Annotated in this window: 10 protein-coding genes; 4 read left to right on the plus strand and 6 right to left on the minus strand. The window is 69.7% G+C overall.

Annotated features, from left to right (window positions below; translation table 11 throughout):
- Positions 1–197: 197 nt before the first annotated feature.
- Complete coding sequence (locus WDJ58_RS08830; RefSeq protein ID WP_338917310.1) at positions 198–1,295, plus strand: hemolysin family protein; 1,098 nt, start codon at positions 198–200, stop codon at positions 1,293–1,295.
- 46 nt (positions 1,296–1,341) lie between these two features.
- On the opposite strand, the gene WDJ58_RS08835 is transcribed toward WDJ58_RS08830, so the two are convergent.
- The 3 genes from WDJ58_RS08835 to WDJ58_RS08845 form a co-directional block, all read right to left on the minus strand.
- Entirely contained in the window at positions 1,342–2,820 is a 1,479-nt protein-coding gene (locus WDJ58_RS08835) for a polysaccharide biosynthesis C-terminal domain-containing protein (RefSeq protein WP_338917312.1), read from the minus strand.
- Positions 2,817–3,962 (minus strand): hypothetical protein, encoded by a 1,146-nt coding sequence (locus tag WDJ58_RS08840; RefSeq protein ID WP_338917314.1) that lies wholly within the window; start codon positions 3,960–3,962, stop codon positions 2,817–2,819. The genes WDJ58_RS08835 and WDJ58_RS08840 overlap by 4 nt, the downstream gene beginning before the upstream one ends.
- 207 nt (positions 3,963–4,169) lie before the next feature.
- Entirely contained in the window at positions 4,170–5,645 is a 1,476-nt protein-coding gene (locus tag WDJ58_RS08845) for a sulfatase-like hydrolase/transferase (RefSeq protein ID WP_338917315.1), read from the minus strand.
- Positions 5,646–5,974: 329 nt separating this feature from the next.
- Between WDJ58_RS08845 and WDJ58_RS08850 the strand changes: the two genes are divergently transcribed.
- The gene (locus WDJ58_RS08850) at positions 5,975–6,994 is read left to right on the plus strand and encodes a hypothetical protein (protein ID WP_338917316.1); all 1,020 of its coding nucleotides are present in this window, start codon (positions 5,975–5,977) and stop codon (positions 6,992–6,994) included.
- Positions 6,995–7,085: 91 nt separating this feature from the next.
- Here WDJ58_RS08850 and WDJ58_RS08855 read toward each other — a convergent pair whose 3' ends face one another.
- From WDJ58_RS08855 to aglG, 3 genes are all read right to left on the minus strand, one after another.
- Complete coding sequence (locus tag WDJ58_RS08855; protein WP_338917317.1) at positions 7,086–7,523, minus strand: universal stress protein; 438 nt, start codon at positions 7,521–7,523, stop codon at positions 7,086–7,088.
- Between the two features lie 60 nt (positions 7,524–7,583).
- On the minus strand, positions 7,584–8,771 hold the full coding sequence (locus tag WDJ58_RS08860) for an acyl-CoA dehydrogenase family protein (protein ID WP_338917318.1): 1,188 nt from the start codon (positions 8,769–8,771) through the stop codon (positions 7,584–7,586).
- Positions 8,772–8,953: 182 nt separating this feature from the next.
- A complete protein-coding gene (aglG, locus tag WDJ58_RS08865) occupies positions 8,954–9,889 on the minus strand; it encodes a glucosyl-dolichyl phosphate glucuronosyltransferase (protein WP_338917319.1) in 936 nt (311 codons plus the stop codon).
- 138 nt (positions 9,890–10,027) lie between these two features.
- On the opposite strand from aglG, the gene WDJ58_RS08870 reads away from it, so the two are divergent.
- Together WDJ58_RS08870 and WDJ58_RS08875 are read left to right on the plus strand one after the other, a co-directional pair.
- Positions 10,028–13,093: an oligosaccharyl transferase, archaeosortase A system-associated gene (locus WDJ58_RS08870; RefSeq protein ID WP_338917320.1), complete on the plus strand. Its 3,066-nt coding sequence runs from the start codon at positions 10,028–10,030 to the stop codon at positions 13,091–13,093.
- A 223-nt stretch (positions 13,094–13,316) separates the two neighbouring features.
- Positions 13,317–14,189 (plus strand): DUF368 domain-containing protein, encoded by an 873-nt coding sequence (locus WDJ58_RS08875; protein WP_380661579.1) that lies wholly within the window; start codon positions 13,317–13,319, stop codon positions 14,187–14,189.
- Positions 14,190–14,313 lie beyond the last annotated feature (124 nt).

Raw genomic sequence — 14,313 nt, forward strand, 5'->3', positions numbered from 1 at the left:
ACATCCCTCGTGAGAGGGATCGTCCCTCATCGAGACACCGCACACGATCGTCTCGCCGAGCTGCCTCCGGACCCCTCCCACGAGATCTCGACTCTACGGAGTCGAGGGGATCGAACACGAGCCACCGTTTATACCTGCAGTCACATGCCTGCCGTAGTTTCTAAAGTATCGGACGAGAACCCCGATTACTTCGATCGATGAACGCCACCGAGACCAGTCTTCGACTCGTCGCCGGCGTACTGCTCATCCTCAGCAACGGTTTCTTCGTCGCGATCGAGTTCGCGCTGACGCGGGCTCGGCAGTTCACAAAGGACGAGTTCGTCGACGGCGAGTCCCGGCTCGAGCGCGCCTGGTCGATGACCCAGGACCTCGAGCTCTACCTGACGACCTGCCAGGTCGGGATCACGGCGTCGAGTATCGCGGTCGGGATCGTCGCCGAACCCGCGCTGGCGGCGCTGTTCGAGCCGCTGTTCGCCGGGACGACCCTCGCGACCGTCGGGGCCGGTGCGCTCATCGCGTACTTCATCATCAACCTGGTCCACCTCACCCACGGCGAGCAGACCCCGACCTACCTGGGGGTCGAGCGCTCGCGGCTGGTCTGCCGGTACGGCGCGGCACCGCTCTACTGGTTCTACGTGATCATCTCGCCGCTCATCAAGCTCGGCGACTGGGTGGCCAAGTGGACGCTCCGGATGTTCGGCATCGAGATGACCGGCGCGTGGCTCGAGGCCGAGGAGGACGCCATCGAGACGCGCGCCCAGCTCCGGAACCGGGTCAGCTCGGTTCTGGAGCGCGGTGAGATGTCCGACGAGCGGCACGAGGAGGTCATTAGCGCGCTGGAGGCCGGGACGACCGAGGTCCGGGACGTGATGGTCGACGGCGACGACGTCGTCTACCTCTCGACCGACGCCTCCGTCGAGGAGAACCTCCACCGGATGTCCGAGACCCCTCACACCCGCTACCCACTCGTCGGGGCGAACGCGGACGAGTTCGAGGGCGTCGTCTACGTCCCGAGGGTCCTCGACCGGATCGAGGCGCTGAAGGCCGGCGAGGTGACGTTCGCGGAGATCGCCGCCCCGCCGATGACGATCTCGGGGGACACGACCGTCAGCGACGCCATCGATCAGTTCCAGGCCGAGCGCCAGGAGCTCGCGCTGGTGCTCTCCGAGGGCGAGGTCGTCGGCCTCCTCACCGCCACCGACGCGCTCGAGGCCGTGATGGGCCAACTCGAGGATCCCCTCGACCGGACCAGCCAGCCCGAACGGTCCGGACGGGGCCACCCGACGACCGGATAGCTCCGGTCGAGTCCGGATCGACGCCCGACGGGGTGGAGGAGACGACTCAACCGAGCCGCGGAATCGGAACGGGGACCGGCGAGTACTGCTCGACGACCTGCCGGATGTCGGCGTCGAGCACGACGAGCCCGCCGTAGACGATCACCCCAACGCCGACGAGGACGGCCACGCCGAGCGTAGAGCCCGGCAGGTCGGTCATCGTCGCGCCCGCGTAGACCACCCCGCCCATGGCGAGTGCGCTCGCGGTCTGCCAGGCGAGGCTCCGGACCGGAACCCGAAGATCGAGGAGCTTCGAGAGCCCGCGATACTGGATGACCGTATCGACGGCCTTGGCGGTGAGCGTACCCACTGCGGCCCCGAGGAGTTCGAACTCCGGAATGAGCGCGAGGTTGAGCACCACCGCGAGGCCGACGCCCACGAGCCGCGACCGGAACGGGACGTCGGCGCGGTCGAGCCCCGTCAGGGTCGAGTTGACGACGCGCTGGAGCGCCTCGACGGCCATGTAGGTGGCGAGTATCGTCATCGCGAGCGCGGCGTAGCGGTACTCGGGCTCGTAGACCTGCGCGAGTACGTCGCCGCCGAGGACGGCGATACCGACGAGCCCGGGTAGCGGGAAGATCAGCGAGAAGATGAGCGCGCCCGGGAGCACCCGCTCGATCTCGCCGTATCGCCCCTCGCCGGCCCACGCCGAGACCTTCGGGAAGATGGTCTGGTTGATCGCGGTCGTGGCGATGATGAGCACACGGGTCGTCTGCCAGGCCACCTCGTAGGCCGAGACGTCGAGCGGGAGGAGGAACAGGCCGATGAGCGCGGTGTCGAGCCAGAAGTAGACGAAGTTCGTCGGGCCGTAGACCATCGTGTACCGGGAGATCCCGAGCACCGTCTCGAAGTCCTCGCGGGAGGGGAGCGCGAGCGAGGCGTCGACGAGGACGTAGCCGATCGCGATGGTGACCAGAAATCCCGCGAGCACCCCGTACATCAGACCGCGGGGGCCGAACTCCAGGGTTATCAGCAGTGCGCCCAGCCCCACGCGGACGACGTCCTGTACCAGCTGGAGGCCGCCCGCGAGGAGCACGCGGTCCTCGCCCTGGACGGTGCGGATGAGGACGTCCGCCAGCAGCCACGCGGCGACCGTCACCGCCGCCAGGTACGCGACGTCCGCGCCGACGTAGCTCGCGAGCGGTTCCCGAAAGAGGACCGCCAGCGCGGCGACGAGCAGCGAGACGGCGAGCATGATAGCGACCGCGGCGGAGAACGCCCCCGACTCGTCGCGCCCTTCGCCGATGCGCTGGACGAGCGCCTGCCCGACGCCGAGGTTCGACAGCATCGACCCGATCTGGACGACGACGAAGAACAGGAAGTAGATCCCCAGTCGATCGCCGGGGAGCGCGTTCGTGAAGTAGACGAGACCGAGGAACCCGACCGTCCGGGCGGTCATGTGGATCCCGAACAGCTTGATGCTCTGTGCGCCGGCCGCGCCGCCCTCGTTCCCGTTGGCCTCCCCGCTCGTGCCCTCGCCGCTCATCGGCCGGGCCCGGTGTCGGCATCGGTATCGGCATCCGACCGGGGGACACGAACGACGTTCCGACCCGCCGCGACGGCGTCGAACACCTGTGCGAGCACGTCGGCGCTGTGCTCGCGGCTGAACCGCTCGACGTCGGCGTCGTCGTCGAACCCGCCCATCTCGCCGGCGCGGAGCCAGCCCAGCGCGTCGGCCACGCCCTCGGCATCCCCCGGTTCGACGACCAGTCCGAGTTCGTGCTCGCGGAGGAACTCCGCGACCCTGAACTCGGGATCGACGACGGCGAGGATGGGTGTCCGAGCGCCCACGTAGTCCCAGAGCTTCGAGGGGAGGTTCAGCCGGTTACCGGGGTCGTCGCCGCCGACGTACAGCAGGGCGTCCGAGCCCTTGAGGACGGGAACGATCTCCTCGTGAGGGACGAACTCGTGGGTCTCGACCCAGTCGGCGACACCCGCCTCCCTCGCGGCCCGGTCGTACTCGGGGGACCAGTCGCCGTAGAACTGCGCGCGGAGCGGTTCACCGCCCGCCTCGCGGTAGGCACCGAGCCCCGAGAGGAAGGTGTAGGGCTCGATCCACCCCTCGTAGAAGCTCCCCGCGTAGGTGATCGTGAACTCCTCGTACTCCTCGGCGAGTGCGGCGTCGAACTTCGCCCGCTCGTAGCCCATCACGGGGAGCTTGAAGAACCGCTCTGGGGGGAGCGAGGGGTAGTTCGTGGCGAAGTAGTCGTCCGGGATCTGGATGCCGTCGTGCCAGACGACCTGGTCGGCCTCCCGGACGACCAGCCGCTCTACCGCGTGGGCACCCCACGTCCGCGGGGACATGAGCGCCCGGTCGGGGTGGGCGGCGATCGGGTCCCGAAGCTCGGCGAGCCACGGTACTCCGACGAGCCGGGAGACGAGGAAGCCGTGGAGGTGGAGGTGGAACGGGTTGTTGATCGAGACGATCAGATCGGGGTTCTCGCGGAAGGCGAGCCGGAGGATCGAGCGGAACGCGGACGGGAAGCCGGTGACGTAGGGCTCGGGCGCGTGCCCGACGACGACGCGCCAGCCGCGTTCTCCCATCAGGTCGACCCGCGTGGCGACCTTCTCCGCGCGGCCGCCCGACTCGTCGGGCAGGCGGTTCGACACCAGCAGCGCGGTCTTCATTCGACCGTGGGTGGCGTGGCCTGTGGCGTGAACCTTGTGGAGTGGAGTGGAGTGGAGCGGGGTGGTGTGGGACAGACGTCCATCAGTCCGGCTCCGGCTGCTGTGAGCAGTTCGGTGACGATGTTACGGGACGTGGTGAGACGACTAACGGTACCACGTCGAACCGTAGACTGCTTCACCGAAACACCGTACGATACACCGAGACACTCAGACGTACCCCAGGTCCTCCAGGTGCCGGTAGGCGTCCTCGTCCAGATCCTCGACGCCGCGGCCGCCCTCCCGGACCCCGCGGTCCTCGACGCCCTCGAACGCCTCGACCACCCGTTCGGCCACGGCGTCGTCACGCTCACCCCACGGCGTCACCCGGTAGGAGGTCTCCGCGTCGCGGACGCCGATCTCGACCGCCTCGTCGTTCCAGGTCACGTACTTCCGGACGTCGGTCCCGCTCCCCTCGTAGACGACTCTGGAGGTAGCGGTGTAGGGGGTGAGGTCGTCGCAGTAGCGTGCGGCCCGCTCGCGGACGGCCGTGTCGAGGCCGTGGACCGTCGCCAGCACGGGTCCATCGGGGACGAACGGCCGAGCGTCCGGGCCGTCACCGTCGAGCGCACCGCGGACGGCCTCGGGGAAGCCACGGAGCGAGGCGACCCCCCCTACTCGTTGCCCCTCCTCCTGTCCCGGGTAGCGGACGAGGAGCGGGACGTGAAGCAGCACCTCGTGGGGGGCGACGCTGTGGGAGGCGACCCGCGCGCCCGGGCGGACGCGGCTCGGCTCGCCGAACCCCTCCCCGTGATCGGAGAGCACCACGAGGAGCGTCTCGTCGAGTTCGTCCCGGGACCTGAGTTCGGCGACGAGCCGTTCGAGTTCGGCGTCGACCTGCCGGATCGCCCCGTCGTAGAGCCCCTCCAGCGCGCGGCGCTGCCACCAGGGCCGGCGGCCGCCGTTGAACTCCCACTTCACGTCCTCGATGTCGTCCTGGAGCGCTCGCAACTGGTCGCCGCCCCACCGGTCGTGCTCGCTCGCCGGTTCGTAGGGATGGTGGGCGTCCATCAGGTTGAGGCAGGCCGCCCACTCATCGTGGCTCGCCGACCAGTTGAGGAACCGGTCGACGTACACCGACGCGGGCGTGCTGTAACCGGCGTTCCCGGGGAGATACCGGAGTAGACGCGGGTAGTCCGAGCCGAGCTTGACGGCGGCACCGTTGGCGAGCGCCCGGCCCACCTCCTCCGGTCCCCCCGAGTCGAGCGCGGCGCGGAGGAACTTCCCGTACTGGCCCTGGCCCTCTCTGACCACGAACGAGGTCGGGTCGAGCGACTCGGGGAAGGGGACGTTCTGCGGGCCGACGCGGGTTTCGAACGGATCCCGGAGCCCGGCGTCGACGTCGGTCAGCCAGGAGTTCTCGGTGAACACGCCGGTCGCGTACCCCGCCTCACGGAGTTCGTCGAAGATCGTCGTTCCCGGAGCGAGCCTGTGGTCCGCGCGGGTGACGCCGTGCTCCTCGACGCCGAGCCCCGTAAAGATCGAGACGTGGCTGTCGAGGCTCCGTGCGGCGGGCGCGCGCGCCTGCTCGTACACCGTCGCCCGGTCGGCGAGCGACTCGAGGAACGGCGTCGTCCCGTTCGCGTGGCCGTGGAGGCTCGTGTTCCTCGCCCGGACCGTGTCGAGGACGACGAGGAGGACGTTCATGCGCGAGGGTCGGTGGGGTGTGAAGTGAAAGTTGGCGTTTCGAGGCGGGGCCGGACAGTGGTGGACGACCGAACCGGCCTCCGCTGGTCACGGAGGGGCCCGAGACGGCATGATCCACAATGGCGCACTCTTTCGGGGCTGGTGGTACACGGTTCCCGATGGGAGCACGGGGAGGGATCGTCACACCTGCGGTGAGAGCGGGGGGAGCCTCTGACAGGGCCCCTGGTCCACAGCGGGGACGGTCCGCCGCTCCGCACGGCTCCCGACTGTACCTTCTTCGGCCGACGCGTTCGGAAGCTTTGTTTCGCCCCACGGAATACTCGACGAGCGTGAACCCCCGCTACGCCCTCGGGGAGGTCCGCGAGCACGGTGCCGACCGAGAGTGGTGGCGAAAGCGGTTCCTCACGCACGTCGCCGGGCGCTACTTCGAGCGGTTCCCGCCCGCCGGTCGGACGCGGGTGGTCGACCGGGAGTGGGACACGCTGCTCCTGCTCGACGCCTGCCGGTACGACCTGTTCGCGGAGGCGCTCTCGGACTACCCGCTCCCCGGAGAGCTGTCGATGCGCCGGTCGATGGAGTCCGGCACGCCGGGGTATCTCGCGGAGAACTTCGCGGGAGGGGAGTTCCACGACGTCGTGTACGTGACGGCGAACCCGTACGTCAGCACCGAGCTCCCCCCCGGGACGTTCCACGAGGTGGTCCCGGTGTGGCGCGACGGCTGGGACGAGGAGCTGGCGACGGTCACCCCCGAAACCGTTGCCGAGGCGGCTCGCGAGGCGCACGCGGAGCATCCGAACAAGCGCCTCGTCGTCCACTTCAACCAGCCACACACCCCCTTCATCGGCGAGGAGCGCATCGAGGGCCGGGGGATGGCGAACCTCCGGGCGAAGGCGGTCGGCGAGGGCCGGGCGACCGACGCCCGGACGCCGTTCGAGCGGCTCGGTGCCGGCGAACTCGACCACGAAACCGTCTGGCGAGCCTACCGGAGCAATCTCGACAGGGTGCTCCCGACGGTCGAATCCCTGATGACCGAGTTCGGCGGGCTCACGGCCGTCACCTCGGATCACGGTAACGCGCTCGGCGAGCGCGCCTGGCCGTTCCCCGTCCGGGTGTACGGCCACCCGCTCGGGGTGCTGATCCCCGCCCTGATCGAGGTGTCGTGGCTCACCTACCTGAACGGCGAGCGCCGCGAGACCCGTGCCGAACCGCCGGTCTCGACCGAGCGCTCGGCCGGCGGGGCCGACGAGGGCGGGGTCGACGAAGGCAGGGTCGACGAAGGCAGGGTCGACGAAGGCAGGGTCGACGAGGAGACGCGCGAGCGGCTCCGCGACCTCGGCTACGCCGAGTGATCTACGGTACTCGCCCTTCGCGCCCCGCGGGTCCCGGAGGGCACGGTCGTCTCCAGCCCGTGTTCCGGAGGAAACAGTAGGATGAACCCCCTCAGCTCACGACCGTCACCGGGAGCGAGGAGCGCTCGACCAGGCGCTTCGCCACCGATCCCAGCATCGCCTCGTACTCCTCGGAGAGCCCGCGGTGGCCGACGTAGACGCCGGCGACGTCGCGCTCCTCGGCGTACTCCCCGACGACGGTCGCCGGGTCGCCGTGGAGCAGTTCGGTCTCGGGGTCGAACCCCGACTCGCGGGCGAGGTCGAGCGCCTCGTCGAGCACCTCTCGACCGCGCTCCTCGGCCTCGTCCGGGCCCTCCATCACGAGCGCGCCGTCCCGGTCCGCCCCGTCGACCCCCTCGGCCTGGTAGACCGCGGGGTCGACCGCGTGGACGAGCACGACGCTCGCGTCCGCCGCCCGGGCCAGTTCGCAGGCGTACCTGAGCGCCCGCTGGCTCTGCTCCGATCCGTCGATCGCGACCAGGAACTCCATGGGCGAGATAGCACCTCCCCGGTCATAGGCTTGCGTCTCGTTCCCCGACTCCGAGAACCACTACAGCAGGTCGTCGGCGATTATGTTCCGCTGGATCTCGCTGGTTCCGTCGTAGATCTTCGTGATCCGGGCGTCGCGGTAGTAGCGCTCGACGGGGTGGTCGGAGACGTAGCCCGCCCCCCCGTGGACCTGGATCGCCTCGTCGGTCACCTCGACGGCGTGCTCCGAACAGAACAGCTTCGCCATCGAGGCGAGCCGCGTAGCGTCTTCGGCACCCGCTTCGATGGCCGCCCCCGCACGGTAGGTCATCGCCCTGCCTGTCTCGACGAGCGTCGCCATGTCGGCGAGCTTGTGCCGGATGGCCTGGAACTCCGCGATGGGCCGGCCGAACTGCTCGCGTTCGCGCGCGTAGTCTACACTCGCGTCCAGAGCCGCCTGTGCGACGCCGGTCGCCTGGGCGGCCACGTCGGCGCGCGCGGGCGCGAAGAACTCCATCAGCTGGTAGAATCCGTGGCCCACCTCTCCGATGACGTTCTCCGCCGGTACCCGAAGCCCGTCCAGGTGTATCTCGGCGGTGTCCTGGGCGCGGATACCGAGCTTGTTGTCGATGCGCGAGGCCTCGTACCCGGGGACGTCCGTCTCGGTGAGGAACGCGGTGATACCCCGGTGACCGGCGTCGGGGTCGGTCTTCGCCATCACGATGGCGACGTCCGCGACGCTGCCGTTGGTGATCCACATCTTGCTCCCGTCGATCACCCACTCGTCGCCGTTCTGCGTCGCCTCCGGCGGCGCAGAGCCTGCCGAGCTTTGCTCGGCTCCGTCCCTCTCCGCGCGCGTCTCCATCCCGGCGACGTTCGACCCGTGGGCCGGCTCGGAGATGCAGGTGGCGATGGGCGTCTCCCCGCCCGTGATGCGTGGAAGCCACTCCTCGCGCATCCACTCCTCGCCGTAGTCGTGGATCATTCCCGTCCCGAAGTCGGCGGCGGCGATGGCCCCGCCGACCCCCGGATCCGCGCGCCAGAGCTCCTCGGTCACCAGGAGCGTCGACACCGCGTCCATCCCCGCGCCGCCGTACGCCTCGGGGACGTGCGGGGCGACGAGGTCCAGCTCGGCGGCCTCCCGGCGGAGCTCCTCGGGGTAGCGTTCCTCGGCCTCGTACTCGCTCGCGACCGGACGGATCTCCGCCTCACCGAACCCGCGGACGGCCTCCCGTATCGCCTCCTGCTCGGACGAGAGCCTGAACGTCATACCCGGCATTCCCGCTGGCGGGCCAAAGCCCTGTCGTGGGTCGGGGACGGGGGCTTTGGGTGATCGCGCCGCTCGGGTCCGAGAACTCCGATCGCTTTCGATCTCCCTCCCCCGGGTCCGCGGTCGACGTTACCCGTCCGGGCGCTGACGTCGGGCCGCTCCACCCGAATCCGGGCCAGTCCCTACCGCCACTTCACGATCCCGTAGAGGTAGCCGAACCCGACGAGGGCCGTGAACAGGCCGATAGCGACGAGCTGTTCTGCCCCCTCCCGGGTGGGTCGCCGGGCGAGCCGCGAGAGCCGCGCGGGGACGTACTCGAACAGGAGCCGTCCGAGGAACTCCCCCTCCTCTCCTGCCGATTCGGGGACGAACCGCTCCATCCCGCGCTTGGAGTAGCCCTGCCAGAACGCCCGCTCGGCCAGCCAACGCGGGTCCGTCCGGTAGTCGTACACCTTGTGGGCCACCTCGGCGTCGGGGACGTACCAGACGCCCTCGCCGTACACCTCGCGGAGGCGGGCGCAGAGCTCGGTCTCCCCTCCCTGGAGGTGATTGTCGCCCTTCCGGCCGCCGATGTCGGCCTCGAACCCGCCGAGGTCGAGGAAGGCCTCCCGCTCGAACGAGATGTTCGACCCGAGCGTGTTGCGGACCTCCCCCTCCCGCTCGGCGTTCCCGTCGGGCCCGAACCCTCGGTGGGTCACGCCAACGATCCAGTAGAACTCCTCGGGGAGGAAGGTAGGTCGACCGGCCACCCAGGCGGGAGTCATCTTCCCGCCGGCAGCGACCCGGTCGCGCTCCTCGTAGGCCTCGACGAGCCGCTCGATCCAGCGGCCGTCGGCGATCGCGTCGTCGTCGATGAACGCCACGACCTCCCCCGTGGCGACCTCGGCCCCGGCGTTGCGCGCCCGCAACAGCCCGACGTTATCCCCCATCAGGTGGGTCCGGACGTCCGGTCGGTCTCCGAAGTCGGCGACCATCCGCTCGTGGACGGTCGGGTCGCCGTCGCTGACGAGGACCAGTTCGACGTCGTCGTGAGTCTGGTCGAGGACGCTCCCGGCGGCCTCGGCCAGCGCGTCGTAGCGGTCCATCGTGTGCGTACACAGGACGACCGAGACCCGCATGGTCGTCCCGTGGGGTGGGTCCCGAAATAGGCCTTCCGAAGGGCGTTCGGCGGGCCGACGCGGACGGCCCGCCGGGTTCGATTCCGGTCTCGTAGCGATGGAAAAGGCTTATGCGCGTTTTGGGGCTGGTTTCCCCTAATGAGCCAGCCGTCGGTGACGGAGTCCCTGAAGGACGCGGCCCAGGGGTTCGACTCCTCCGTCGACCGTATTCGAGACCTGTACCACGTCCCCGTCCTCCTCGCGCTGATGGCGTTCATGCTCTGGGTGCGAGTCCGGAACTGGGAGAACTTCGTCGTCGACGGGCGGGTGCTGTTCTCCGGGAACGACGCCTGGTACCACTACCGCATGGTCCAGTACACGGTCGCGCACTTCCCGGGCACGATGCCGTTCGACCCCTGGACGGGGTTCCCCGAGGGGACCGCCGTGGGGCAGTTCGGCACGCTGTTCGACCAGATCATCGCCCTCGGGGCGCTGATCGTCGGCCTCGGATCGCCGACCGACCACCAGATCGCGCTGACCCACCTGTTCGCGCCCGCGGTCTTCGGTGCCGCGACGGTCGTCCCGGTCTACTTCATCGGCAAGCGCCTCGGCGGCCGGGCCGGGGGGCTCGTCGCCGCGCTCCTGCTCGCACTCACCCCCGGGCAGTTCCTCACCCGATCGCTCGCCGGCTTCGCCGACCACCAGGTCGGCGAGGCGCTGTTCATGGCGATGGCGGTGGCCACGCTCCTGGTCGCCCTCGACGTCGCCGTCCGCGAGAAGCCCGTCCTCGAACTCCTCACCGGCGGCGACTACGACGCCCTCTACCCCTCGGTCAAGTACGCCGCGATCGCCGGGCTGTTCCTCGGGCTCTACATGTGGGTGTGGCCGCCCGGCGTCTTCCTCGTCGGCATCCTCGGCATCTACTTCGGGGTCACGCTCCCGCTCCAGTACGTCAGGGGGGAGAGTCCGGATCACCTCGCGGCCGCGGGAATCGTGGTCGGGCTGGTGACCGTCGTGATGACGCTGATCCCGATCAACACGTTCGAACTCACGGCGACGGACTTCTCGCTGGTCCAGCCGACGCTCGCGTTCCTGCTCGCCGTCGAGTGTGCGGTCCTCGCGGGACTCGCACGACTCTGGGACGACCGCGACCTCGACCCGCGGGGACTCCCCCTCGCCGTCGGGGCGCTCGTGATCGTGGGGGCGCTCGTCCTCGCGGTGGGACTCCCCGACCTCTTCGCGTACTTCCAGCGGCAGTTCCTCCGGATCTTCGGCCTCGGCGCGACGGCCACCTCGCTCACCGTCGGCGAGGCACAGCCCCCCGAGAACGCCGCCACGTTCCTCTACAACTCCTACGGGCTCGCGCTGTTCACCGGACTGGCCGGGGTCCTCTATATGCTCTACCGTGTGTTCCAGCGCCGCGACCTCGCCCCGGTCTACCTGTTCGTCTCGATGTGGTTCGTCTTCCTCACCCTGGCGACGCTCACCCAGCAGCGCTTCGACTACTACCTCGTGCTCGCGGTGGGGGCGGCCAACGCCGTCCTGGTTCCGGCGCTGGTCTCGGTGATCGACCTCGACGTGATGGAGTCGATCACCGACGTGAAGGCCTACCAGGTGCTGTCGGTGCTGGCCGCGATCCTCGTGCTGACCGGGCCGCTCGTCTACGGGGCGAACGCGGTCCAGATATCGGACCAGCGGTCCCAGCCGGGCGAGGTGGCCAACTGGGACAGCTCCCTCGAGTGGACCTCGGAGAACACCCCCGTCGAGGGTGCCTACGGCACCGGCGGCGACGGGAGCATCGAGTACTTCGGGACGTTCGAGCGGACGGGGAACTACGACTACGAGGAGGGGGAGTACGGCGTCATGGCCTGGTGGGACTACGGCCACTGGATAACGGTCCTCGGCGAACGGATCCCCGTCGCGAACCCGTTCCAGCAGAACGCGCGGCTGGCCGCGAACTACCTGCTGGCCGACAACGCCTCGAACGCCGACGAGTTCATGGTCAGCCCGGAGGGCGAGCAGACCCGGTACGTGATGATCGACTACCAGATGGGGCTGGCGGGAACGCGGAAGTTCTCCGCACCCGCGGCCTGGGAGACCGAGCACGACGTGTCCCGGAGCGATCTCTCGATGCCGGTCTACGCCGTCAACCAGCAGACCGGTGCCGTCCAGCTCGCCTACGGCGTCAAGACCCAGCGATCGATGGAGAGCATGCGGACCCGCCTCTACCAGTTCCACGGCTCGGCGATGGGCCCGGAGACGCCCAACAGCGCGCTCGGCGGGCGGGTCGTCGTCGCCAACTGGGACGACACGCGGTTCCAGAACGGGCAGACCCTCCCGACGATCCCGAGCGAGGGCCAGCCGCTGTCGGTCCACCGGAACCTGACCGCGGCCCGGGAGTACGTCAGACAGAACGGGTCCGCGCAGGTCGGTGGCGTGCTCGGCGAGCCCCAGGAGAAGATCCCGGCGCTCCAGCACTACCGGCTGGTCCACGCCAGCTCCGAGCGGGCCGAGACCCCGGTGAGCCGCGGATACCGCTTCGCGCTCGTACAGCAGGGCCAGCAGGCACAGCCCCTCGAGGTCCAGCCGTGGGTGAAGACCTTCGAGCGGGTCCCCGGGGCGACCGTCGAGGGGCAGGGCCCGCCGAACTCGACCGTCCAGGCCGCCGTCCGGATGGGTATCCCGACGACGAACTCCTCGTTCCTCTACATCCAGGAGGCCGATACCGGACCGGACGGGAGCTTCGAGATGACGCTTCCCTACTCGACGACCGGCTACGAGGAGTACGGCACCGGGGCCGGCTACACGAACGTCTCGGTCCGGGCCGAGACCCCCTACCAGTTCAGCGTCGGGCCGGTCACCAACGAGAGCCTCGCCACCTCGGTCTGGTCGGACACCGCGAACGTCTCCGAGGGCCAGGTGCTCGGCGAGGTCGAGGATCCGGTCGAGGTCTCCCTCGAGGAGCAGGTCATCAGTCGACCGGAGGGCGCGAACACGACGGACGGGAACGCGACCGCCGAAAACGCGACCGTCGGAAACGCCACGGACGGGAACGCGACGCTCACGAACGCCACCGAGGGGAACGCCAGCGACGCGAACGGGCCGGGTTCGATGGGTGCGGGTACGGGGGCTTTCGGTGACCTCGCCGCGCCGACCGACGTCCGGACGGTGACGTCGCCGTCGTTCGGTTCGTTCGCCGGAACGGTCGCGACGGTGCGAGGCTAACCCGATGGGCCGCGACGGGCGACCCGACGACGACCCGCCGGCACGCGCCGACGTCGACGGCTCGGTCGGCGGAGCGGCCGGCTCGGCGAACGAAGCGCGCGGCGGCGAGGCCGTCGAGACGGGCACCGGCCCGGTACACGACGATGGTGATGCGGTCCGCTCGGCGAACGAGCCGAGTGACGGCCCCCGCGAGTACGCCGGTATCTACCTCCGCGGAGTCGCCATGGGTGCGGCCGACGCCGTCCCGGGCGTCTCGGGCGGGACCATCGCGCTCGTGACAGGCATCTACGAGCGGCTCGTGACCGCCATCACCGACCTCGATCCGTGGTTACTCACCCTGCTCCCGCGGCTTCACACGAGGGCCGGCCGCGAGCGACTCCGCCGCGAGCTCGCCGTGATGGACCTCGTCTTCCTCGTCGCGCTCGGGCTCGGTGTCTTCAGCGCGATCGTGACCGTCTCGCGGGTGCTGGAGGTGGCTCTGGAGGAGTTCACTGCGCTCACGTTCGCCTTCTTCTTCGGACTCATCCTCGCCTCGGCGATCGTCCTCTACGGCGAGGTCTCGCTGGACACACCACGCCGGGGTGCGGCCGCGGTCGTCGGTCTGGTAGTCGGGTTCGTCCTGACGGGCGAACTGACGGCCGTGCTCCCGACGACGCCCGTCGTCGCGCTCCTCGCCGGTGGGATCGCCGTCTCGGCGATGATACTCCCCGGCATCTCGGGGTCGTTCCTGTTGCTCGTCCTCGGCCAGTACGAGTACGCCGTGAGGTCGCTCTCGGGGTTCACCGACGCGATCATCGCGCTCGACCCCGCGGGCCTGCGGACCCACGGGACGGTGGTCGTCACGTTCGGGATCGGTGGGGTTCTCGGCCTCCTGACGATCTCGCGAGTTATCGAGTACGCCCTCGAACACCACCGCGCGTCGACCATCGCCTTCCTCGTCAGCCTGATGGTCGGGGCGCTCCGGCTCCCCATCGAGGAGATCCTCGCCTCGACGTCCTCGCCGGGCGCGGGCGTCCTCGCGAGCCTGGTTCTGGCGGCGGTCGTCGGCGGCGCGCTCGTCATCGGCGTCGACCGCGCGACCGGCGACATCTTCTGAGCGCGGCCCGACCACCCCGGCCCGTCTCCCGCCCCGGTCGGTCGCCTCCGGGTTCAGGTTCGGTCGGCCGAGAGCCGCCAGCCGGGCAGGAACGTGGCACGGATCCCGCCGGCCTCGACGCCGA

The sequence above is a fragment of the Salinirubellus litoreus genome (assembly GCF_037335815.1).
GTDB classification, from domain to species: Archaea; Halobacteriota; Halobacteria; order Halobacteriales; family Haloarculaceae; genus Salinirubellus; species Salinirubellus litoreus.